Origin of the sequence: Bacillus cereus group sp. MYBK15-3 (assembly GCF_051916765.1) — a bacterium.
GTDB classification, from domain to species: domain Bacteria; phylum Bacillota; class Bacilli; order Bacillales; family Bacillaceae_G; genus Bacillus_A; species Bacillus_A cereus.
The window spans coordinates 76,266-98,369 of record NZ_JBQAHG010000001.1 but is presented as its reverse complement, the minus strand read 5'-3'; the positions used below and the strand labels follow the sequence as shown (position 1 = coordinate 98,369).

Genomic DNA, 22,104 nt, shown 5'->3' with positions numbered 1-22,104 from the left:
AATTGAAATAGCAATCCCCTATGTAAATAAGGTATAATCTACATATAGTGAACCTTTTACGTAATTAAATAAAAGGTTCTTATACTCAAAAATTCATAAACTAGAAGGTGCAACAATGTTAAGTAGTTTTATTCATTCAGTATTAACGTTTTTTGAAGGATTAGGTTATTGGGGCATTATGCTTGGACTTATGATTGAGATTATCCCAAGTGAAATTGTCCTTGCTTATGCAGGATACTTAGTATTCAATGGAAGTATCTCATTTGTAGGCGCAGTTGTATTCGGTACAATTGGCGGTGTTATTGCCCAAATCTTTATTTATTGGCTTGGACGATACGGCGGACGCCCTATATTAGAACGTTATGGAAAATATATTTTCATACATAAAAAACAAATAGATGCTGCAGAAGATTGGTTTAATCGTTACGGAACTGGCGTCATTTTTACAGCACGCTTCATTCCAGTAGTGCGTCATGCGATTTCAATTCCTGCTGGTATTACAAAAATGCCTTTACTACGTTTCACTACATTAACAGCACTTGCGATTATCCCTTGGTCTATTATTTTCATTTATTTAGGTGAAAAACTAGGTGAAAATTGGGAAAATATTAACGATATTGCTAGTCCTTATGTGAAATCATTCGCAATTGGTGGCGTCGTACTTATACTTTTATACTTCGTTATAAAAAAATGGACAAAAAAGCGTAAAAATCTTGCTTAAGTATATAACAAAAACCGCTATAAATTCATTCGGAGTTATAGCGGTTTTTTATTTATATATGAATTAATCTTCAAGAATTATATAACACCTTTCCATCTACATTTACATGGATAAGCAACCGTTTGATCATTTCTTTCGTATATTATCTCAAAAAGGAGTGATTCCCCTATGCATTGGCAGCAAAAAATACCATACTTAATCAGACGCCCTATCGGTATTTCCTTCATAAATGGGCAAGGAACTTCTGGTGTATTATGTTCAGCTCATGATGGTCAATTATATGTGTATGAATACCTTTATCAATCCCAGTTCGCAATGAAACATTATGATTATAGACAGATTCAAGATATACATGCATTCCCAAATTGTCCTCACCAAAATCCTCTATACTAAAAAAATCGGAACGGCTCATAGCCATTCCGATTTCTATACTTTATTTCTCAGAATTAAATTTATGCACTGCTTCATCAAAATAAATCCAACCTTTCCAGCCCAAATGAATCGTATCTTTTAAGAAATACTTATCATATTCATGACCAGAGAAATCAACTACTGGATATCCTGCTTTCTCAACCTGTTCTCGAACTTTTTTATAATACACTTCACGGCGTTCTTTCGGGAATCCAGTATAATCATACCAAGGCCCATTTACAGGTACAGAAATAAAGAGTGGTTTGACATTTTTCTCTTTAAATAAATCTAAAATAATTTGTAAATCATCATATTCTGGTGATTCATCATATGTTTCATTTGCTCTAAAGTTTTTTAAACCTTTTAGTTTTTTCTTCAGATTATTCTTATGATAATACGGATTTTCAATTCCGAATGTATTTGTAGTAGACTCAGCTTTCCCTTCTTGTTCCGCGTGTTTACGTGCATCTTCCCAAGAAATTGAACGAAGTCCGATATTTGTTTTCTCTTTCATCGGTTCGATTTTAAATAAAGAGTTAAATAAATCTCTATGATCTAAAATATTTCGATGCATATAAGCAAGTGGTTTAGCTAAACCTGCTTTTATGTTATGTTTTGTATCATTATATACAATACCTTCTAATGAATTTTTTAATATATCATCTTCTTGAACAACTTTATAATCTAATAGCCGTTTCGCGATTTGCTTCTTCATTTCTGGATTTATCTCATCATTAAAAATAAAATGATATGCTTGTTGTTTGGAGAAATTATTAGTGAAATCCCCTTGTGAGACACCAGTCTTTGTAAACCATTGTGGTGAAAGAACAAAGACTACTTTTTTACCTTCTAATTCATCCATAGTAGATGTCATATTTAAAATATGAGCTAAGCTTTGTGTACCGCCAGTTCCAATTAAAAACGGTGTAAAACCAGCTGGATTTACTTTGAAATAATTAGACGGATGATATGCATCCATTCGTAAAAATTCTGATGAACCGTACATCGGTAAATACTGTGAATTCTCTAACATTTTTTGCTGTAAGAAAACACTTTGTAATTTCTCTTTTTGTAAAGAAGTTGCCGCATCTTCTACCTTCTTATCACTAATAAGCGATACTAAACTTTTCGATGGGATTAGAATGATAATGAAAAAAAGCACACACGCTAAAATTATAGGACCAAAAGCATGCTTCATTTTCATCTTCTGTCCCTCTTTCTATCGTTATTAAATTGTAACCCTTGTTTTTGACACGTCATCTTTTCTCTCCTTTGTCTCTATACATGTTCCATTCTATTTATCTATTATATACATGTATGTATTTCCTTCCTTGTTCTATTAAGCCCTATATAAATAGCGCAAGAAAATGTTTCCATAGAAACATGTTAATTATACAAGATTCTACATAAATTTCACACTGGAATTTTAGTAATAATTTTATTTTTTAACAATGAAAAAATATATGAAATGTCTAGAATTCTTTGGATGATGTATGGAGTTCAAAATATGATAATAAGCGCCCGCTATGATCAACTTCATGAGTATATATAAACCCGAGCTTTCGTAAAAGTTTTTTCGAGCTCTCATTTGCTACTTTAACTCTAGCAATTATTCTTGTTACATTCAAAGTCTCTATTGCATATTTAATGGAAGCCTCTGCTGCTTCTAATGCATACCCATTCCTCCAATGTTCTGGGTCAAGAAGATACATAATTTCTATTTCACCTGTTTCATCTACCTTTCTTAAACCACAATGTCCTAAAAGCTTTCCTGTTTCACTATTAAATAACAACCATACCCCGAAGTCATACTGTTCCCAATGTAAGATAAGTTGCCCAATATAATCATTTGTTTCTTCCTTCAACATTCCTCTTGATTTAGCCAGCCATTTGCCAACAGTATCTTTTTTTAATATGTTATAAAACTGATCAATATCTTCTACAATTGGTTTCCTCATAAATAATCTTTTTGTATAAATTACTTTCTCTTCTTCAAACATAGACATCATTTTCCCTCCAAATACTGTTTACAGACTAATAAATTATACCATGAACTATTTTTCTAACTTTAAATAAGAAAAAACAGACTATCACATACGTGAAGTCTGTTTCCCCATTCTTTTATTTTTGTAAATCTGCCCATTTTAAACTTGTAGCTGGACCAAATTGATGTACATATAAATCTTTCACATATGGTTTTTGTAAGTAAGATAATCCACGCTGGAATACCGGTGCAATTACTGCATCATCAAGTAGCATTTTTTCAGCATCTTGCATTGCTTTCCAGCGAGCCTTTTCATCATTACCTAATTCTGTTTTAATCTTCTTAATTAATGCATCATATTCTGGATTTGCATATTCTGTATTATTAACACTGCTTCCAGAAAGGAATACTTCTAAGTAAGTCATTGGATCTGGATAATCTGGTAACCAGCGTGATAACGACATTTCATATTCTTTCTTCTTCTCAAGTGCTAATTTTTGCGTATGCGGCTGTAATTTCACATTCACTTTTAATCCTGGTAAGTTTTTCTCAAGCTGCTCTTTAATGTACTCTCCAACTTTTTTAAAGTTTTCTAAGTCATAATTTAATAATTCTAAAGTCACTTCATTTGTACCTGTCTCTTGTTTTGCTTTCTCCCAATATTCCTTCGCCTGTTTTACATTTGTCTTATTAAACTCACCAGACGTACTTCTAAAATCTTTCTTATCTGGGCCCTTTAAAAATCCTTTTGGTACGTAATAGTTCGCTGCAACCGATCCATCATTTAAAAATGAATCTGCGAGTCCCTTCTTATCAAAAACTGTACTTAGCGCAAGACGTGCATTTTTATTTTTAAGAATCGGTACATTTTCATTAAATCGGAAGAAGTACATAACTGGATCTGTATATTGTTTTAGCTCTTTATTATTTTTATATTTATCTACGAATTCTGTAGAAATAACAGCTCTATCAACTTTATCTGTTTCATATAAATTTACCGCAGTTGAAATTTCTTTTACAATTTGATAGTTTACTTCATCTAACTTCACTTCTTTTTTATCCCAATACTTATCGTTTTTCTTCATTGTAAAGCTAGCTTCATGCTTCCACTCTGATAATGTAAACGGTCCATTATATACCGCTTTATTTGCTTCTAATCCATATTTATCACCTTGCTCTTTCGCATATTTTTCGTTAATTGGATAGAAGGATGGTAAAATTAATAATTTCGTAAAATACGGTACAGGATGTTCTAGCTCTACGACGAATGTTTTATCATCCTTCGCTTTTACTCCTAATTCATCTAGACCTAGTTTTTTTTTATTTATCTTCTCAGCATTTTTTACATCGTACGCAATGTATGCATATTGAGAAGCTGTATCTGGATTAATCAATTGCTTCCAAGCGTATACGTAATCATGGGCGGTTACTGGATCTCCGTTAGACCATTTCGCATCACGCAATTGGAATGTATATGTCTTTCCATCTTTACTCACTTCATATTTTTGTGCGCCGGCTTCAATTTCTTCATCATTTTTCGATAGACGAAATAGTCCTTCCATTACGTTATTCAAAACGTTAAACGAGACTGCATCTGTTACTTTCCCTGAATTTAACGACGGAATTTCACCCGTTTCTAGTAACTGTAATACTTTCTTCTCATCTTTCGGCTTTGTTGCAGTTTTTTCTTTTGCGCAGCCAACTAAAAATGAAGAAACTAATAGAGTACTAACTAATGAGTAACGAACAACTTTTTTCATTTAAAAACCCCCTCTATTTTTAAGGTAAGTAACGACGAGCACCAGCGTATTCTTCTATATATCCTGGTGTATTTAGCGGTATAATCTCTACCGATCTTTCAGCTCTTGGTGAGTGAATCATATTGCCATCACCAATATACATTGCGACGTGATGGACACTACCTTTCCCTTGATCATGTGCAAAGAAAATTAAATCTCCCTTTTGTAGATTTTCTTTATCAACTGCAACTCCTGCTCTTGATTGCGGTCCAGAATCTCGCGGAATTGTAATGCCGTGCGATTTATAGATCGTATGCGTGAAGCCAGAGCAATCAAATCCAAAACCACTTGTACCAGCCCATATATACGGTAAACCTAAAAACATTTTCCCTGTGTTAATTAAATCATCGGCCGCCGGAGTTGGAATATCAGTTTGGGATTGGTAAACTGTTCCATCATTTTTTCGTAGCCATGCTTTCTGACCATTTGGCAACAATACACGGTATGAAATTGTGTCTTCACTTAATAGCGGCAGTCTTGTATTATAACTGACTTCAAGTGATTTATGTTTTTCAGAAGGATTTATATATAAAATCGCAGTTGGCTTTGTTATTAACACAAAAGGTTCATTTGTTTTATCTGCAAATTCTTGATTATATGTTAATTGTTTTTCAGGCATCCAGCCCGGATAACCTTCTTCATTTCGGGGTGTTGGCTGTCCATGCACTAATACCTTCACCCATTCGCCTTTCTTATCAATAACAGTTACTTCTTGACCGAGTAACGCTTGTGTTTCTAATTTATTTGCATTTGTTAACCATAGTTTCTCGTCAAGTGTCATTGATTTCGTCCATTTCCATAGATCCACTGGATTTGTTGTACTCGGTGTATCGATTGGCCTTAATGAATCAGGTACTGTCCATAACGTTGCAGCAGATACATCTATAAATGCTTTATTATCCTTCTTTTCTTCAGCATTTGCCGATGTAAACGATGAAAATATAAATAAAGTTGTTAAAAATGCAGTTCCTACTTTTTTCATATATATCCCCCTTAAAAAAATAATTTACTAGTCTCTTTTCCTAAGACTTACTATTCACTGTCGATTGAAGGTTTACCTTTGATCCAGAATAAGTCATTCCTTCTGGCTCTTCCATTAACCAAAGCGGTGCATCAAGATCAAAATAATGTATATTAGGATGTGCTGCCGCTAAATGTGCAACAGCGCTAACGGAAAGTGAAGATTCCATCATGCTTCCCACCATACACTTCACACCAGCCGTTTCTGCGATATCTGCAATACGCCATGCTTCACGTATGCTACCACATTTCATTAATTTAATATTAATTAAGTCTGCGTATCTTCCTTGAACGAGCTTTAATGCATCACTTGCTGAAAATATACTTTCATCGGCCATAATTGGCGTTTGCACACGATCTTTGACGTACTTTAACCCATCCCAATCTTTCGCGTGTACTGGTTGTTCAATAAATTCTATATTTAAATTACGATTTTCCATCTCTTGAATGATAGAGATCGCTTCTTTTGGACTCCAACCTTGATTCGCATCTAAACGTAATGTCGTATTTCTTGGTACCACATTTCGAATTGCCTCAATACGTTCCAAATCTAAATGCGCCTCTTTACCCACTTTAATCTTTAATGTTTGAAATCCTTTTTCTACATGTTTCTTCGCTTCTTTTGCCATTAATACAGGCTCATCCACACTCACTGTAATATCGGTATGAATTTCTTTCTTCCCGCCTAACAAGGCATATAACGGCACATTTTGATATTGGCAATATACATCATATAAAGCGATATCTACCGCTGCTTTCGCACTTGAATTTCCAATACAACTCATTTGAATACCCTGTAGTAACTGCTGAAACTGAATGATATTTTGACCAATTAAACATGAACGCATCGGTCCTAAAATCGCTTCTTCCATTCCGCTGGTGAAATCCCCCGTAATAACTGGCGTTGCGGCTGCAGCCCCCTTACCAATTACTCCTTCGTCTGTATGAATATAAACATCTATACTTTCAATTTCTGTTACAGTACGAAGCGCGGTTTTAAACGGTGTATGCAGTTTTACACGTCTACGATTTACTTTTACATCTGTAATTTTCATTTTGTTCATCCTTTCATTCTCCAATGAAGTGAAATTTTAATCCACCGGAGATTTATACCCACGGATTATTAGGTAAACCCATTGGACATTTACTCTTCTATCACTCTACTTTGTTTTCGTTCACTTTTGATGTAGGACGATAATGTGAAATAAAAAAATCCAGCCATAAGAATGATTCTTACGGCTGGATTTTGTCTATGATTGAGTAGACAAAGCAGCAATCTGATTATATTTTTTCTGTGCATCTTTTAGCGCTACAAGTAACGCTTTTTGAGAAGAACCGAAATATCGGTTCTTTACTTCCATTACTAACGCCGGGTCATTTATATTTTTATGTAGAAATAAATATTTAACAAATTGAGATGTTAATGCAATTGTCGCTGAGCAGTCTACATCTACAATTTCCCCTGTATCCTTAACAAGTATAAATGCTACGAAATAGCTTTTAAACTTTTCAGTAATGGGATTATTTTGAGGTGCTTTCGCATCCCCTACGATATAAATTGTATTTGAAGCGTACACAGCTATCTTCCTTTCTTATACGAGGATAACGGGTTTCTTAATAGTCGTATGAGCGAGGAACTCAACGTTGATTAAAAAATGTATCCGCTTACCTTGTATTATAATATAATTGACAGAATTTTAACAACATTTATTTTAGTGCATATTCCATATTTATGAAAATAGCTTAAACTCTTCATTTCTACAATATGTGATTGTTCCTTGTACCATGACATTCATACATAAAAAACTGCACCCCCAATTGTTAGACGGTGTCTAACAATTGGGGGTGCAGTTCAATGGCTAACTGTTTTTATTACTTTGGCATCACAAATATAGTTTCATTTGACTTAGAAAATTGATACTCTTTTCTCGCTAACTTCAAAATTTCTTCCTCATCGTCTGTTAAATTTTCTATGTTAGTCTTTAAAGAATCTTTATCTTTCTTTAAAGATACTAATCGCTTCTTTTGATCCGTAATCGTATCTTTCTTTTTATCAATTACTTCTTGTTGTTTCGTTAAAATATATTGAACATATAGAGTAGTTGCCGCAATAAAAAGGACCATTAAAATAAGTCGCCTTAACTTCTTTTTATTTATCCTACGCTTGTCACTAGGTTGTGATAATTGCTCTGGTATATTAGGAACATTTACTCGCTCGAGTTTCCTCATTCAAATCCCCCTAACCCATATTTTCCACTACCATCGGCACGTTTTCTTACTAAACTAAATTCTATTCTTATAAAATAAACTCCTTCACAAAAATATCCCATAAATTAACCAATTAAAGATAGCATTCGACGACATTTCCATATTTACACCGATTTTTTTTATACATGCTGCTATAAAATAGTAGTTTCTGTAATTCTTTTTCTACTATTGTAGAAGAGTTTTTTCACACACAAAATTCCTTCCCCACATATCCATGTTATAACATGCTTACAAGGAGGGGGAATATGCATTACCGCACATTAGGTAAAACTGGAATAACTGTTTCTGAAATAGGTTTTGGCGCATGGGCAATCGGTGGTGATGAATGGGGACCTGTTAACGATAAACAATCTATAACCGCTATAAAAAAAGCAATTGAGTGTGGTGTGAATTTTATTGATACTGCGGATGTGTATGGTTTAGGACATAGTGAAAAGTTGGTAGCTACCGCGATTAAAGGACATCGTAATGATATTATCCTATCAACGAAAGGTGGTTTAATCGGACATCACTACGACCCTAATGGAGTTCCTGTATATGATACTCCCGAAAAAATCATCGCCGTATTCGAAACAAGTTTACAACGTCTTCAAACAGATTATATTGATCTTTATTTTTGTCATATTTGGTGGCATAATCGTAGAGAAACAGAAGCATTTCTACGTGCATTTGACATATTAAAACGTGATGGCAAAGTAAGAGCAGTCGGTGTTTCGACTCATGATTTACAATACATTCATCATTTCAATAACAACAACGAAATTGATATCGTACAACTTGATTACAATATATTAAATCGAAAACCAGAAAAAGATATATTACCATTCTTACAAGAGAAAAATCTAGGAGCTGTTATTCGTGGTCCATTAAAAATGGGCATTTTAACTGGAAAATTCACAAATAAAACAATTTTTCCAGATGGAGATTTACGCAAAGATTGGCCAAATGAAACTTGGTTTCAAGAAGACTTACAAACCGTAGAGAAACTTCGGCTGCTCTCAAATAAAAATCAGACCTTAGGGCAACTTGCACTTCGCTATGTACTCTCTCATCCGGCAGTAAGTGTTGTAATTCCTGGTGCAAAAACAGGAACACAAGCACAAGAAAATGCAAATGCATCTGTTCGCCCTATTTTGAGTGATGAAGAGCTTAACTATATTCATTCAATATAAAAAGCCCAATCCGGGCTTTTTAATTTGGCAAACTAATATCATACTCCATTCGCTTCGCTGTGTCCTCCGCAACATGCATACCTAACAAGTTTTTCACAATATGAAATGCCATATTAATTCCAGCTGAAATTCCGGCAGATGTTATAATATGTCCTTCATCTACAAACTTTACATTTTCTATAACTTCAACATTTTGAAACTCATTTTTAAACTTTTCAATACTAGCCCAATGTGTTGTTGCTTTTAAACCTTCCAGTAAACCTGCTTTCGCCAGTAATAGCGCTCCTGTACAAACTGAAGTCATCAGCTTTACTTCTTTCATTTGTTGGCGAATCCATTTTATTACTATTTCATTTTTTATTTCATATTTTCTAGCACCTAGCCCACCCGGAATTATTAAAATATCCACTGGTGGTAAATTTTCAATACTATAATCTGGCTGTACCTTCAATCCATTCCTTGCTGTAATCATTTCCCCATTCTCGCTAACTGTATAAACAGTAAATGTTTTTTCTTCATTCACCTCAGTTACAGAAAAAACTTCAAATGGCCCTGCAAAGTCTAACACTTCTACTTCATTAAATAAAAATATACCAACACTCCATTTATTCATCATAAGTTCACTTCCTGTTTCAAATGATGTAAAAGGTGATTATATCCTTTTTCTAATGCAATATCATACGCTGTTTTTCCATCATTTTTCTTAATCATCTTATTAGCTCCATTTTTAAGGAGCAACATAATTATTTCTTCATTTCCTAATAATGCTGCTTCGTGGAGTCCTGTCCAGCCACCACTTTGCATAATATTTACATCTGATCCTTTTTCAATTAAGAAAGCGACAAGTTCACTTTGCTTGTTCGCAATTGCCGCTTGCAAAGGTGTATTTTCATTTTCGTTTTTTGCTCTACTATGTATATCTGCACCGCTTTCTAAAAGAAAACTCGCTATTTCTTTCTGTCCAAAATAAGCTGCTAAATGAAGTGGTGTCCAGCCATCTTTACTACATTCGTTAACAATACTTGGACTCGCCTTTATAAACTCCACTACTTTTTCCTTATCACCACTTATAACAGCTTGTGCTATTGATTGTAAATGCTCCATAATAATCTCCCATCCTTCAAAATATTTAAGCATCTCCTTCTACATGTTCTATTAATTATTATATTTTCCTTTTAAAACCTTAAGTTTACATAATAATATTATATATCACTTTTTGTGCTTAATGCTGAATAGCAATAATGTTAAAAATACTGCCTTTAAACAATGAAGACCATGATTTCATTAGAGTTACTGAAAAAGCAAGCAAAAAACTATACACATAGTTTTCATCATATTTGTTCAGTTGCATGAACTAAAACAGGTAATGTTTATTCTGCTATTTATGCTTTCAACATATCAAATAATATTATTCCAATAAAAAAACAATCCATTTTAAAAATGGATTGTTTTTTTATTTCTGTTTTATGCGGTTTATTTTATTTTTGTATTTTCAATGATGAAATAATTACATTTACAAAAATGAAACACTACTATCTTAGCCCCTCTTATAGTAAGCTTTTCGTTTAAAAACAAAAATACACTTTCGCCTTACGATTGAAAAAACATATGTAAAAGTTTCTAAAACAGCTGCCTTATCATACTAATCTATAGCAATTCTGTCTTCTTCCCTTACCTGTTTCCTTTAACACATACGATTTTAAAACTAGCGCCGTTAATGAATCTGTTAATGTTTTATATGATAAATTTGATAATGCCAATAGATCGTTCGTATATAACATTCTATGCTTCTCTAATAATAATAGTACTAATCGTTCAGACGGTTTTAATGCCTCATCACTTTCTAGTATAAAGTCTATATTTTTCATTTCTCTAATTATTACTCCTTATATAAAAAATACTTTAGACGGTTATTTAATATAAAAATAATACATAACAAAATTATAAATATATTAAAATAGCACCATCTAAAAACACTATTATACTATAACATAGAAGTAGTGTTTCCCCAAATAGGAAATGCTTTTTTATATCGCTTATAAGATTCTTGCAAACCTACATAATATTTTGTACCATTACCCGCCAAGTTTTCTTCTAATTTCGCTGCTCATCCTGATGTATTTGTAATCAATGAAGTTCTTCTAAATTTATAAACAAATAAAAAACGGTTCGTCTATCATGCCCTAAACATGAATGACAACCGTTTTCCAGCTTCTTCTTAATTAACATGTTCTATCTTAAATATTTCTTGCAATATGCGGCTTACTGTAATGACTTGTTCCACCGCCACCAACTACTACTTTACCGCCTTTTTCGAAAATTAATAATTTACTTGAACCATCTGCAAGAAGCACTATTACTTCAGCATTATTACTTGTTGCTACATAAATTACATAACCACTCTTTGATATACAAGTTTCCCAATTTGAATCAAATTCTGATCTTACTACACGATTTGAATACACTTGATTTTCAATTCTATCTTGTTCTACGTTTTCCAAATTGATTCCTCCCACTTCACTAAAATAGCATTTATAGGAAAATAACAGCCCTATATAAAATAGTAGCCGACTTTAACATAAATAGTATATGTAATTAGTAGGAGAATGCTTGGACAACGAAAACGAAATAGACTTCAAAAATTTCACAATTGAAACTTCTCTTTAATCATTTCCGCTACTTCTTTTGCACTCAAATACGTGTTATTAATTTTTATATACTCTTCTTTTTCAATTTCACCATGAAGAGAGTTTAATCTATGCTTTTTCATCGTTTCTTTCAAATTATTTTCAGACCACTCAATATCTCTTTTTTTTCGGTTTATGTTCTAATCTATTCGGGCTTTTATTTCGTTCTAATCTTTCATCTAATTCCGCTTCCAGCTCTACAAAATACACTGTCCCACCTTTTGATTCAAAAATACTTTCTACATGATGTATATAATCCCAATCCGCTTGGAGGTCAAATGCCCATATATACGTAAAAATCATTCCAGATAAATCACTTTTAGATACTTCTTCAAATATTTCATTACGAAATAAACTTACTAGTCTTTTTGCTTCTTTCGTACTGTAATCAAAAATTGGACTTACTAAATCAATTGTCATGTGGTTATGAAAAAGTTTTAAACCGGTTAATGTTGCTAATTCTTGCCCCACTGTCATTTTTCCAACTGCTTGTGGGCCAAATATTAATATAAGTTTCACTTATTTCCCTCCAATCTTTCTCTATAAACCATTACATAAAATTAAAAATAAGGCAGCCGATTTTAAATCGATTGCCTTTTTTTTATTCATAGTTTTAGTTCTATTCTTTTCGCATAGCTTCAAAAGTAATCATTTGATTTGCATTTGACGGTTCTTTTTCATAATCATATTCAGCAGAGCAAGTAATGTTAGAGAAACCTATACTTTCTAAAAGAAGTTTAAACTCTTCTATTCCATACCAGCGCAGCGCAAAGCGTTGTAGTTCTGTTTGTACTAACTGTCCTTTACTCCACTTTTCATATTTCAAATATGACACAGTAACTTGGTTCAGCCAATCTATTTCAATTGATTTATTTTCTAATGTGATTCCGTCTCCACTCGGCAAAGAGAAAGTCGATGTATGAATTTCCCCAGTCTTCCAGTCATGCGGAAGCATAATATCTACGATTAATCGTCCATCTGGATTAAGATGTTCATAAAAACATTTCAATGCATTTATAGAATCCACACGATTTTCAATTAAACAAAAAGATCCAGTAGGAATGATAATTGCGTCATATTTATGCGGAAGTGAAAATTGTTGCAAGCTTCCTTCATATAAATTAGGATGTAAGCCTCTCTCTTTACAGCGCTTACGGCAAGAATCTAGCATTTCAGGTGAATAATCTATCCCATCCACTTTAAAACCAGCCTCTAGAAGCGGAATGATGACACGTCCTGAACCTACTGCGGCTTCGAGGATTCTTCCTCTACAATCTTTTAAACGTTTTTTGTAATACTCAATATCACCATTTAAAGAATAACCGACTGGTTTTGTGTAATCATACAGTTCTGTACAAAGTGTACTATAAAAGCTAAACATTTATTTTCTCCTCCGTTTTTACGTACGGAAGATTTCAATTCAACTAATCTTCCTGCACCTCTGATTTTAATGATATTTCGAAAGAGCTGACTGTCATAATATATCACTCACTTTCCATAGAATATAATGATATTGTATTACATAACCTTCCAATTTGAAATATAAAAATTAAAAATTCAGACTACAAATTAAAGAGCTTACTTTAGTAAGCTCTTTAGAAAAAATATTTATTTCACAATCGGCAATGTCACTTCACTTAATTTCACTGTAAGTTTCGTGCCAGCTTTCGGTCTAATTGTATAATCATAATCACTTGCAATTAAAACAACTCCGATTTGATGCCCCGCTTTAAATACATAATCATCTGGCTGCATGTCCCATGTAAATGTATAATCTTTGCCCGGTTGAATCGCTGTTGAATTTTCTATACTCTTTAAGTTTTGTGGATCCATCCAGCCTCTCGTTACGATTTCCGGCTTCGCTCCTCCATAGTCAACAAGTAATGCTGTTAAATTTGATACAGATTGATCAATATTTCCTGTAATTGAAATCTTTGGTGTACCACTTATACGCGTATCTTTTTGCAGTACAGGCATTGTATATACTAATCGATTTGCTACTTCTAATTCTGGGTTTGCTACTAATTGGTTTGATTTCATTTGTGCATCATCTAAGAATGAGAAAACTTTATTAGCCGATCCCATACTTAATGGCAAATTGACTAATTTATTACTTAAATACATACGGATTTTTGAAGGTACAGCTGATGGATCTGGCCAATTTTTTATCTTTTGCCACGTTTTATTTTCTCTTTGCACATCAACCATTGGTTCATCCATAATTCCATTTTCAATTCCGTACAACCAATAATCTAACCATTTATTTTGTGTTTGTTGCCAGTTATTACTTGATGTCCCACCATGACCACCTTGATGTAGCCACATTTTACGAGGAACATTATTTTCTCCAAGTGCTTCCCACCATTGCGCGAACTGTTTTGTTTTAACATTCCAATCGTTTAAACCATGAACAACAAATACACTCGCTTTTACATTTTTAGCATCTTTTACATAGTTACGTTTATCCCAAAAATCATTATAATTACCTGTTTTTCTGTCTTGTCCAGCCGTTAACTCTTTTATAACTTGTCCGCAAACTTCAGGGTTTTCCCTTGTCAGTACTGCTTCTGCCATATTATCTGTATCTTCCCCTTGATATCCGCCTGGAGCAATGACTGCACCATTTGCACGATAATAATCATACCAACTACTAATTGCTGCGATTGGAATAATTGTTTTTAAACCTTCGACTCCAGTAGTCGCAACAGCATTTGGTAAAGTACCATTATAGGAAACTCCAGTCATACCTACATTTCCTGTAGACCAATTTGCTTGAACTTCCTCACCCTGTTCTGTAAATGCTTTCGCGCGACCGTTTACCCAATCAATAACAGATTTTGTCCCGAGTATCTCTTGTTCATCTCCAGTTGTAGGGCATCCATCTGATTTTCCAGTACCGATACTTTCGCCTAGAATAACTGCATAACCTCTTGGCACGTAATAGTTCCCATACGAACCAAGATTAACCGCTCCATACGGTTTTCCTTCATACGCATACAATTCTTCATCTACATTATATACAGGAACATCTTTTAATCCAGATCGATATGGACTCATTTCATAAATAACAGGAACTTTCACATTCGGATCTGTCTTTGGACGCATAACTTTTATCGATACTCTGTCTTTCTTACCGTCTCGATCACTATCAACTTCTGTCTCTACATATAAATTTTCGATAATAGCTTCATCGAGAGAATAAATCGGTTTTGTCATCCCATTTTCTAATTCAATTTTCGTACTTTTAGTCTCTTCCTTCTTCTCTGCATGCACATCCATAGTAAAGCTAGGTATAATTGTTGCAGATAGCATTGCTGACAGTGTAATTGCCATTTTCTTTTTACTCAAAATGTTCCCTCCCCTTATTCGTTCTCTTTTACTATATAACAAAATAACTGAAAATTCAGTTTTATTTTATATAAAAGTTGAGAAACTCAAAGATTTCTTATTAAGTAAAATTTAATGCAGGTATGAAAGTATTTTCCCACTTCCTCCTTCTTTATAAAGTGAACCTTTAATCAGCCCTCACCAATTGGGCGTTTACGAGCAGCAGGGCCACTTCTTTGTTTTCGCTGGATTTTGAGGTGGGGTCTTACTGCCCGGCAAATAGCGGGATAAATAGAGAAAAAGACAACCGATATTTCTATCGCTTGCCTTACATTCCATTTATTATTTTTCTAACTCTTTAAAGGTATCTTTCAAGTCTTTATCAGATACCTTTATATCTGCATTTTTAAGCAGATCTCTAGTAACTTGTTGATGGAATTGAGGATCTTGTATACGTTGCTGTTCTAATTCTTTACGAATATTCTCTTTCTCTTCCTCATACGGTTTAAGCTCTTTTTTATCCGTTAGCTTAATAATATGATATCCGAAAGAAGATTTAACAGGTTCACTCAATTGACCAACTTCTAACTTATACGCAGCATCCTCAAATTCTTTCACCATCATACCAGGTCCAAATTCAGATAGTTCCCCACCTTTTTCTTTAGAACCTGGATCCTCTGAATATTGTTTAGCCAATGCCGCGAAATCTTCGCCACTATTTAATTTTTCTTTAATTTCTTTTGCTGTCTTTTCATCTTTTACTAAAATATGGCTAACTTGAAGCTTTGGCTTATAATGATCTTTAATATCTTTTTCCGTTACGGTTGCTTTAATAGCTTTTTCAAAAGCAAAAGTAAGCTTTAATTTCTCTTTCAACTGATCTTCATTTTTCACACCATTAGATTCCATATATGTATTAAAATTATCGCCCATCTTGTCTTTTAATTCTTTTAGTTGTTTCGTTACCTCTTCATCCGTAACTTTATATTTATCATTTAATACTTTTTCTACTACCATTTCAGATAAATTCTGTTTACCGTAGTTTTCTTTTAATTTTTTGTTAAAATCACTTTCTGAAATGCTTCCTGATTTTGTCGTTACAATATTATCTGATGAACCACATGCAGATAAAGATAACGTCATACCCATTAAAATGCTACCAATTACTAATTTCTTTCTTTTCAAATCTGAATACCTCACTTCATTAAATTCAAATATAACTATTTAAATATAACGTTTTCCTGTGAACTTCACGTGAATTTAATGAAAGTAGAACATTTGCTAATTCTCCATTTAATACATCAATTTTGAAAATTATGGTGATTCATCCTGTATCGCTAATCTCTAAAGCTGCAAAAAGGACTAATATTTTCATTAGTCCTTTTTCACATTTATATAAAATTGAATTTCTCTATCTATAGAGGAAACTCCATATTCAAAACCATGCCTTTCTAAAATACTTTTCACTATCGCTAGACCTAATCCTGTACCTGATTTTTCTTTACTACGAGAAGATTCTAGTACATAAAAAGGCTCCCAAATTTTCTCGATATCCTTAATTTTATCCGTAGGAATGCCATTTTTTATTTGGAAATATATACTTTTATTTCTATCTTCTAATGTAATTATTATGTTTTGATTTGCTGTATATTTTATCGCATTAGAAATTAAATTTTGAAACACCATTCTCATTTTATTTAAATCTGCATAAACGATTGTATCGCCCGCATTACAATTTACTTGCAAGTTAATTTCTTTCGAATCCAATTCAATCTGATGCTTATCTAATATACTCTGGACCAGTGGTTCAATGGGGAATTCTTCTTTTTGTAAAATATCTCTTTCTAGTTTAGAAAATCGTAATAGTTCTTCAATTAAGTTTGATATTTGATCTGTTTGTTTAATAATTGTATCTACATAAGTCCCATCATCTAATCCATCTTTAATCCCCATAGAGTATGCTTTTACTAATGCGATCGGTGTCTTTAATTCATGCGTTACATCACCCATAAATTGTTTTAAATGTTCATTACGATCAGTTAAGTCTTGATGTGCTTCATGTAGTTTTTCACTCATGATATTAATACTATTGGCCAACTCTCCTATTTCATCATTCGTTTTCACTTTCGTTCTTTTAAACTGCAAATGTGAAATATCCTGAGCTACATCACTTAGCTCTTTCAGTGGCGTCGTTATTATTTTTGAAAGTATCCACACAAGTAAAATAATAAGAAGAAGCGAGAAACATACGATATATAAGTAAAATGTATTTAACGTATTTATAATTTCATTTGAATTCGCAATAGAAGTCCCAATTAAAATTATCGTATCATCTTTCGCAATATATTTAGCAAAAAAACTCGCTTTTACCTTTCCTTGATCGTACAGTTTATTCGATTGCCCTTCCGTCTTCACTTTCATAACTTCGTCTTTCGTAATCCAAAGCTTATTTAACGTTACTTTCTTTTTCGTAAGTTGCATGCGTAACGCGTCGTTCATAGCATCTTCTGACTGATTAATTGGCGTATACGCAATTGTAACATTATTTTCACTTTCAATTGTATGAATAACATCTTCTAAATCATTGACTGGCGCATTTTGTATTTGAGTTGTAAATTCATTTAAGTTTTCACGTGTTTTATAAATATTATATTTCGGCAGGAGAAAGTTAATTAATAATAAAGAAATTGTAAATATAAGAATAACGGTTAAAGAAATGCTGAGAAATAGTTTTTTCCCAAGTTTATTCACTTTGTTCCTCCAAACTATAACCCAGCCCACGATGCGTCTTAATAATATTTTCTCCAATTTTTTTACGCAGCCTTCTTACATGTGTATCAACCGTTCTCTCTTCTCCAAAATAGTCAAATCCCCATACAATGTCTAACAATTTTTTACGAGTTAAAATAGTTCCTTTATGATTTAAAAAGCATTTTATTAATTCGAGCTCTGTTTTTGTAATTTCTAACTCTATATCATTTTTATATACTTTATTTTTGGCGAAATTTATCTTTACATCTTGTACTTGAATAATATTATCATGCTGAATAAGTTTTTTTGCTCGTGTAATTAGTACTCCTGGATGAAATGGTTTTTTTACGTACTCATCTGCCCCACTTTGAAGCGCTGCTAATTCATCTTCACTTTCACTTTTCGCCGTAAGCATTAATACTTTTGCGCTTGAATTCTTTTTTATTTCCTGACAGACAGTAATACCACTATGTTTCGGCATCATCCAATCCAAAATAGCTAAATCAATTTTTTCATCATAAAATATTTGAAGTGCTTCCTCTCCGTCTTTCGCTAATAATACTTCAAAGCCTTCTTTTTCAAAATAAGCTTTTAAAATCCTTAACATATCTTGTTCGTCATCTGCAATTAAAACTTTCATATTTTTTCCTCCATTGCTTTTAAACAAAAACCAATTGTATCATACAACATCTTTGTTACATGAATGTGACAGAAAAATATTTAAAGCTTTTGAGGGGATAGTAATGGTGAGGTGTTGTACTATGATAAAAAAAATCGGGGTCATTTCTCTTCTTCTATTTCTATTATCAACAAATGCGTTCGCAAATACAAATCAACAAATTGAAGTATTTGATTGTCAAAAAGAAATGGTCATTCAAAAACAATCTTTAGATCCAGTAATCCAAAAAGAAGCAGTTCAATACGCTAAATCAATTACTGGTCCATTTAAAAACTTAAATGTCGTTCCAAAAGATGGCTATATGATAAAAATCCCTTTATCTAAGCCGGTTTCTATTACTAATCAATGGTTACACACTACAATAGACGAAGTACTTATACTACTCCCACTAAAAGAAAAGCCTTATATTATGCTTTATGATGATGAAAATAACCCGCATTTTTATTATGTAAAAGGTAAACCAGGATTATTATTGAAACAAATGAAGGTTAAGTTATAATGTAAGAAAGATCCTACAAATATCATTTGCCGGATCTTTCTTTATCAATTAACAATTTGATTTTCATTTAAAAAATGAATAACCTGTCTTTTATGATGGTTATCATGATCTACAAATTCTTTAATAATATATATAAGAGAATATGGCGTTCCGGTATGAGGACAATGTGATACTCCATTGGCCGTTAAAGGTTTCTTTAGATTTCCAGCAGATAGTAATTTAAGTTCTTTTATGAGTAACTCTCTTTTAGCTTTTGCTTCTTCAAGAAGTTTCATCTTAGATATACCGGATTTAGCATAACTAGATGCTAGTTTATTATATGTATCAAAATCAGGGAACTCCATTCCCTTTCCATCTCTCACTGATGATAATGTCTCACGTAATAGATAGTCATCCCAGTTCATAATATGAGATATTATTTCGCCAATAGTCCATTTTCCCTCTGATATTGGTGCCATCCACAATTCCTCTTTCATACCTTTCAATGTATTTATCCAAATTGAATATTCATTAAAATCATTAATAATTTTATTTTCTCCCATCATCCAATTCTCCATTCTAATATTAGATTCTTATAAATTATAGCATCAATCTACATAAAATAGAACAAAAGTTCTACTGAAGAAGTAAACAATAATTCACTATATCCTTTTATATAAGTTCAAATAATGGCTCACTCTCATATATTTTGTCCCTTTCACAAATCCACTCGAAGTATAAAATTCGTCACCCTGTACTGTATCTGTATTTAAAACAACAATATTAAAATGTTTTTTCGCATCGTTTATAATTCTCACTAATAATAACCTCCCTAATCCTTTCCTTCGGTATTTTTTTGCAATATAAAATCTCCTTATCCTACCAATCTTATTGTTTATTGTATATGGATCCTCATTTAGCCCTCCTATTCCAATTAACTTTTCCCCTTGAAAAATCCCATATAAGCATTCACCAGTTTTATTAAACGTGTTTATTTTATTTTCATATTCACTTATTAGTTTTATTAGGAAATAAAATCCTTCGTCTTTGCTTTCCTGAACAAGATAATCGTGTTCGTATATCATTAAATCTTCAATTTGTTGAATATGTATATCTTTCAAGTAAATCCCCCCTTACTATGAAAATACATAAAAATGCTCTAGAATTATTGATTCTGAGCATTTTTATGATTGTTATCTTATTCAATTCGTAGTATGTGTATTCTTCACTTCAGATGTAAATCGATAATATAGTTGTTTAAGTCTTATTGAACTAAAGCACCTATTTGCTTAAATAAATACATTTATATTTATAATGTCTCTCAAATATAATATCAGTTTATAAATTCACCATTCTTCTCTAGCAGGTATAAGTTAAATTATAATTTGTTAATCGATATGTTTGTGTAACCACTGTTCAAATATCTTTAACTGTTCTTCGGTATGAAAGTAATGTTCACCCGTCTCCATAACTTCTAATTCACAACGATGTTTTTTTGTAAAATAGTTAATAGTTTCAAGTTCACACAGTTCATCCTTAGCTCCGTACATAATATATGTATCTGTATTCCATGTACTAATAGGATGCTCTTTTACATAGCATAAATAATCCCAATATAACTTTTGACCAATAGGTGTCTCTATAGTCATTTCTTTTTGCAAAAGCTCCGGTGTTACATTAAACCATTTCATCATATTTTCAATAATTCGTTCCATATTAACTACTGGTGATAAAAATAATGCCTTTTTTAGCACATCATTTTGATAAGCTAAAAGACTAAAATACGCCCCCATACTACATGCAAATACGTTTATTTCTTTCCAATGTACTTTTCCATAGTTCATAATTATAGATAATTCATTAACACAAAACTGTACTTTACAAGGAGTGTTATCATTTTTTCTTTCTCCATGCTCAGGTAAATCAAAGCTTAATACTTGATAACCTTTTCGATTGGCTTCTTCAGCTAATATTTGAATAACTGCATCTTCCTTATTTGACATATTTCCATGTACTGCAATAAAAACTTTTTCACTCTTCTCTCCCCACAAAACCGCAGGAATATTACTAATTTTAAAATTATTTTTAAGCATACTCCCTCCATAAAATAAGACATATAGGACTTGGAAAAAATGCACACACTTTATTTATCTCTGTACAGCAGGCAGTATCCGCTTTAACTCTATTAAATCATCTATTACTATATCAGCGTGAGCAAGTTCATCTTCTTGCGCAAAATCAAAATTGCACCCAATTGCAAGTAAACCGTTGTCTTTCGCTGCATTTATATCAGATAGCCGGTCACCAACTACCGCTGCCTCTTTTATATCATATTTGTTCATAATACTTTTAACTAAGTCACCTTTATTTAGCGATTGTATTTGTTCAATACTAAACGTTTCTGTCACCCACTTGTCTAAAGCATAATACGTTACGATTGCTCGTAAATATTCTTTCAAACCATTACTAGCAATGTAAATTGAACAATTATTTTCTTTTATATATGTAAATATTTCTTTTACATTTGGATATAAAGCGCCTTTTCCGCTTTTTATGTTTTCAATTAGTCTATCTAAAAAATATGCATCTGTTTGTTCTCTTATTTCAATAGAATGGTCCGGTAATAAAGCTTCCCAAACTTTCGGTAGCGGCACACCCATAATTTCACGGTATTTTTCAATCGGTGTTACCGTATCCCATAATTGAAGTGATCTTAAGTAATCAAAAGTATCATCTAACGATAATTCTAAAATTTTATCTGTTTGAAATAATGTTCCATCCATATCAAAAATTAATGCTTGTAACAT

At 32.6% G+C, this 22,104-nt stretch carries 24 protein-coding genes and 1 pseudogene; 4 read left to right on the top strand and 21 right to left on the bottom strand.

Annotated elements, in window-relative coordinates:
• The first annotated feature begins 115 nt into the window (after positions 1-115).
• Positions 116-721, top strand: a complete 606-nt coding sequence (locus ACTFR8_RS00555; protein WP_000952916.1) for a DedA family protein — start codon at positions 116-118, stop codon at positions 719-721.
• A 168-nt stretch (positions 722-889) separates the two neighbouring features.
• On the top strand, positions 890-1,114 hold the full coding sequence (locus tag ACTFR8_RS00550) for a hypothetical protein (protein ID WP_000558699.1): 225 nt from the start codon (positions 890-892) through the stop codon (positions 1,112-1,114).
• Between the two features lie 40 nt (positions 1,115-1,154).
• On the opposite strand, the gene dltD is transcribed toward ACTFR8_RS00550, so the two are convergent.
• The 7 genes from dltD to ACTFR8_RS00515 all read right to left on the bottom strand — a co-directional run bounded on the left by dltD (position 1,155) and on the right by ACTFR8_RS00515 (position 8,164).
• Positions 1,155-2,336 carry a D-alanyl-lipoteichoic acid biosynthesis protein DltD gene (dltD, locus tag ACTFR8_RS00545; RefSeq protein ID WP_000782299.1) on the bottom strand — a complete coding sequence of 394 codons (1,182 nt, stop codon included), beginning with the start codon at positions 2,334-2,336 and terminating at the stop codon, positions 1,155-1,157.
• 268 nt (positions 2,337-2,604) lie between these two features.
• A complete protein-coding gene (locus ACTFR8_RS00540; protein WP_144607983.1) occupies positions 2,605-3,138 on the bottom strand; it encodes a GNAT family N-acetyltransferase in 534 nt (177 codons plus the stop codon).
• Between the two features lie 115 nt (positions 3,139-3,253).
• A complete protein-coding gene (locus ACTFR8_RS00535) occupies positions 3,254-4,876 on the bottom strand; it encodes a peptide ABC transporter substrate-binding protein (protein ID WP_252209583.1) in 1,623 nt (540 codons plus the stop codon).
• Between the two features lie 19 nt (positions 4,877-4,895).
• Positions 4,896-5,897, bottom strand: a complete 1,002-nt coding sequence (locus tag ACTFR8_RS00530) for a C40 family peptidase (RefSeq protein WP_065845353.1) — start codon at positions 5,895-5,897, stop codon at positions 4,896-4,898.
• A 40-nt stretch (positions 5,898-5,937) separates the two neighbouring features.
• Positions 5,938-6,999: a dipeptide epimerase gene (locus ACTFR8_RS00525; RefSeq protein ID WP_070861460.1), complete on the bottom strand. Its 1,062-nt coding sequence runs from the start codon at positions 6,997-6,999 to the stop codon at positions 5,938-5,940.
• 186 nt (positions 7,000-7,185) lie between these two features.
• Positions 7,186-7,512: a DUF3870 domain-containing protein gene (locus ACTFR8_RS00520; protein WP_050821895.1), complete on the bottom strand. Its 327-nt coding sequence runs from the start codon at positions 7,510-7,512 to the stop codon at positions 7,186-7,188.
• A 295-nt stretch (positions 7,513-7,807) separates the two neighbouring features.
• The gene (locus ACTFR8_RS00515; RefSeq protein WP_001228372.1) at positions 7,808-8,164 is read right to left on the bottom strand and encodes an FtsB family cell division protein; all 357 of its coding nucleotides are present in this window, start codon (positions 8,162-8,164) and stop codon (positions 7,808-7,810) included.
• 284 nt (positions 8,165-8,448) lie between these two features.
• On the opposite strand from ACTFR8_RS00515, the gene ACTFR8_RS00510 reads away from it, so the two are divergent.
• On the top strand, positions 8,449-9,375 hold the full coding sequence (locus tag ACTFR8_RS00510; RefSeq protein ID WP_000559359.1) for an aldo/keto reductase: 927 nt from the start codon (positions 8,449-8,451) through the stop codon (positions 9,373-9,375).
• Between the two features lie 19 nt (positions 9,376-9,394).
• Here ACTFR8_RS00510 and ACTFR8_RS00505 read toward each other — a convergent pair whose 3' ends face one another.
• The 10 genes and pseudogenes from ACTFR8_RS00505 to ACTFR8_RS00460 all read right to left on the bottom strand — a co-directional run bounded on the left by ACTFR8_RS00505 (position 9,395) and on the right by ACTFR8_RS00460 (position 18,780).
• The gene (locus ACTFR8_RS00505; RefSeq protein ID WP_000981430.1) at positions 9,395-9,991 is read right to left on the bottom strand and encodes a DJ-1/PfpI family protein; all 597 of its coding nucleotides are present in this window, start codon (positions 9,989-9,991) and stop codon (positions 9,395-9,397) included.
• Positions 9,988-10,479, bottom strand: coding sequence for an ankyrin repeat domain-containing protein (locus ACTFR8_RS00500; RefSeq protein ID WP_000400674.1), 492 nt, complete (start codon positions 10,477-10,479; stop codon positions 9,988-9,990). The genes ACTFR8_RS00505 and ACTFR8_RS00500 overlap by 4 nt, the downstream gene beginning before the upstream one ends.
• A 533-nt stretch (positions 10,480-11,012) precedes the next feature.
• Entirely contained in the window at positions 11,013-11,243 is a 231-nt protein-coding gene (locus ACTFR8_RS00495) for a hypothetical protein (RefSeq protein ID WP_000789031.1), read from the bottom strand.
• A 369-nt stretch (positions 11,244-11,612) separates the two neighbouring features.
• Positions 11,613-11,876 (bottom strand): hypothetical protein, encoded by a 264-nt coding sequence (locus tag ACTFR8_RS00490; RefSeq protein ID WP_000432429.1) that lies wholly within the window; start codon positions 11,874-11,876, stop codon positions 11,613-11,615.
• A gap of 143 nt (positions 11,877-12,019) precedes the next feature.
• Positions 12,020-12,581, bottom strand: a pseudogene (locus ACTFR8_RS00485) (AAA family ATPase).
• A 100-nt stretch (positions 12,582-12,681) separates the two neighbouring features.
• A complete protein-coding gene (locus tag ACTFR8_RS00480; RefSeq protein WP_050821897.1) occupies positions 12,682-13,443 on the bottom strand; it encodes a class I SAM-dependent methyltransferase in 762 nt (253 codons plus the stop codon).
• Positions 13,444-13,670: 227 nt separating this feature from the next.
• The gene (locus ACTFR8_RS00475) at positions 13,671-15,410 is read right to left on the bottom strand and encodes a Xaa-Pro dipeptidyl-peptidase (protein ID WP_050821898.1); all 1,740 of its coding nucleotides are present in this window, start codon (positions 15,408-15,410) and stop codon (positions 13,671-13,673) included.
• A 321-nt stretch (positions 15,411-15,731) separates the two neighbouring features.
• Entirely contained in the window at positions 15,732-16,574 is an 843-nt protein-coding gene (locus ACTFR8_RS00470) for a peptidylprolyl isomerase PrsA (RefSeq protein WP_001987511.1), read from the bottom strand.
• 189 nt (positions 16,575-16,763) lie between these two features.
• The gene (locus ACTFR8_RS00465; RefSeq protein ID WP_144607978.1) at positions 16,764-18,140 is read right to left on the bottom strand and encodes a sensor histidine kinase; all 1,377 of its coding nucleotides are present in this window, start codon (positions 18,138-18,140) and stop codon (positions 16,764-16,766) included.
• Positions 18,133-18,780, bottom strand: a complete 648-nt coding sequence (locus ACTFR8_RS00460) for a response regulator transcription factor (RefSeq protein WP_252209584.1) — start codon at positions 18,778-18,780, stop codon at positions 18,133-18,135. Before ACTFR8_RS00460 ends, ACTFR8_RS00465 begins: the two co-directional genes overlap by 8 nt.
• 121 nt (positions 18,781-18,901) lie before the next feature.
• Between ACTFR8_RS00460 and ACTFR8_RS00455 the strand changes: the two genes are divergently transcribed.
• Positions 18,902-19,318 carry a hypothetical protein gene (locus ACTFR8_RS00455; protein ID WP_000591770.1) on the top strand — a complete coding sequence of 139 codons (417 nt, stop codon included), beginning with the start codon at positions 18,902-18,904 and terminating at the stop codon, positions 19,316-19,318.
• A gap of 44 nt (positions 19,319-19,362) precedes the next feature.
• Here the strand turns inward: ACTFR8_RS00455 and ACTFR8_RS00450 are convergent, their stop codons facing one another.
• The 4 genes from ACTFR8_RS00450 to ACTFR8_RS00435 all read right to left on the bottom strand — a co-directional run bounded on the left by ACTFR8_RS00450 (position 19,363) and on the right by ACTFR8_RS00435 (position 22,104).
• On the bottom strand, positions 19,363-19,860 hold the full coding sequence (locus ACTFR8_RS00450; RefSeq protein WP_000504407.1) for a DinB family protein: 498 nt from the start codon (positions 19,858-19,860) through the stop codon (positions 19,363-19,365).
• Between the two features lie 99 nt (positions 19,861-19,959).
• Positions 19,960-20,418, bottom strand: coding sequence for a GNAT family N-acetyltransferase (locus tag ACTFR8_RS00445; RefSeq protein ID WP_000651658.1), 459 nt, complete (start codon positions 20,416-20,418; stop codon positions 19,960-19,962).
• 267 nt (positions 20,419-20,685) lie between these two features.
• Positions 20,686-21,390: an alpha/beta hydrolase gene (locus tag ACTFR8_RS00440; protein WP_000916869.1), complete on the bottom strand. Its 705-nt coding sequence runs from the start codon at positions 21,388-21,390 to the stop codon at positions 20,686-20,688.
• Between the two features lie 54 nt (positions 21,391-21,444).
• A complete protein-coding gene (locus tag ACTFR8_RS00435) occupies positions 21,445-22,104 on the bottom strand; it encodes an HAD hydrolase-like protein (RefSeq protein ID WP_044584558.1) in 660 nt (219 codons plus the stop codon).

What these genes read in the sequence shown, in the direction of transcription:
- ACTFR8_RS00555 (WP_000952916.1), top strand. Translation starts at nt 116, where the DNA reads ATGTTAAGTAGTTTTATTCATTCAGTATTAACGTTTTTTGAAGGATTA.
- ACTFR8_RS00550 (WP_000558699.1), top strand. Translation starts at nt 890, where the DNA reads ATGCATTGGCAGCAAAAAATACCATACTTAATCAGACGCCCTATCGGT.
- dltD (WP_000782299.1), bottom strand. Translation starts at nt 2,336, where the DNA reads ATGAAAATGAAGCATGCTTTTGGTCCTATAATTTTAGCGTGTGTGCTT.
- ACTFR8_RS00540 (WP_144607983.1), bottom strand. Translation starts at nt 3,138, where the DNA reads ATGTCTATGTTTGAAGAAGAGAAAGTAATTTATACAAAAAGATTATTT.
- ACTFR8_RS00535 (WP_252209583.1), bottom strand. Translation starts at nt 4,876, where the DNA reads ATGAAAAAAGTTGTTCGTTACTCATTAGTTAGTACTCTATTAGTTTCT.
- ACTFR8_RS00530 (WP_065845353.1), bottom strand. Translation starts at nt 5,897, where the DNA reads ATGAAAAAAGTAGGAACTGCATTTTTAACAACTTTATTTATATTTTCA.
- ACTFR8_RS00525 (WP_070861460.1), bottom strand. Translation starts at nt 6,999, where the DNA reads ATGAACAAAATGAAAATTACAGATGTAAAAGTAAATCGTAGACGTGTA.
- ACTFR8_RS00515 (WP_001228372.1), bottom strand. Translation starts at nt 8,164, where the DNA reads ATGAGGAAACTCGAGCGAGTAAATGTTCCTAATATACCAGAGCAATTA.
- ACTFR8_RS00510 (WP_000559359.1), top strand. Translation starts at nt 8,449, where the DNA reads ATGCATTACCGCACATTAGGTAAAACTGGAATAACTGTTTCTGAAATA.
- ACTFR8_RS00505 (WP_000981430.1), bottom strand. Translation starts at nt 9,991, where the DNA reads ATGATGAATAAATGGAGTGTTGGTATATTTTTATTTAATGAAGTAGAA.
- ACTFR8_RS00500 (WP_000400674.1), bottom strand. Translation starts at nt 10,479, where the DNA reads ATGGAGCATTTACAATCAATAGCACAAGCTGTTATAAGTGGTGATAAG.
- ACTFR8_RS00495 (WP_000789031.1), bottom strand. Translation starts at nt 11,243, where the DNA reads ATGAAAAATATAGACTTTATACTAGAAAGTGATGAGGCATTAAAACCG.
- ACTFR8_RS00480 (WP_050821897.1), bottom strand. Translation starts at nt 13,443, where the DNA reads ATGTTTAGCTTTTATAGTACACTTTGTACAGAACTGTATGATTACACA.
- ACTFR8_RS00460 (WP_252209584.1), bottom strand. Translation starts at nt 18,780, where the DNA reads ATGAAAGTTTTAATTGCAGATGACGAACAAGATATGTTAAGGATTTTA.
- ACTFR8_RS00455 (WP_000591770.1), top strand. Translation starts at nt 18,902, where the DNA reads ATGATAAAAAAAATCGGGGTCATTTCTCTTCTTCTATTTCTATTATCA.
- ACTFR8_RS00450 (WP_000504407.1), bottom strand. Translation starts at nt 19,860, where the DNA reads ATGGGAGAAAATAAAATTATTAATGATTTTAATGAATATTCAATTTGG.
- ACTFR8_RS00440 (WP_000916869.1), bottom strand. Translation starts at nt 21,390, where the DNA reads ATGCTTAAAAATAATTTTAAAATTAGTAATATTCCTGCGGTTTTGTGG.
- ACTFR8_RS00435 (WP_044584558.1), bottom strand. Translation starts at nt 22,104, where the DNA reads ATGTTACAAGCATTAATTTTTGATATGGATGGAACATTATTTCAAACA.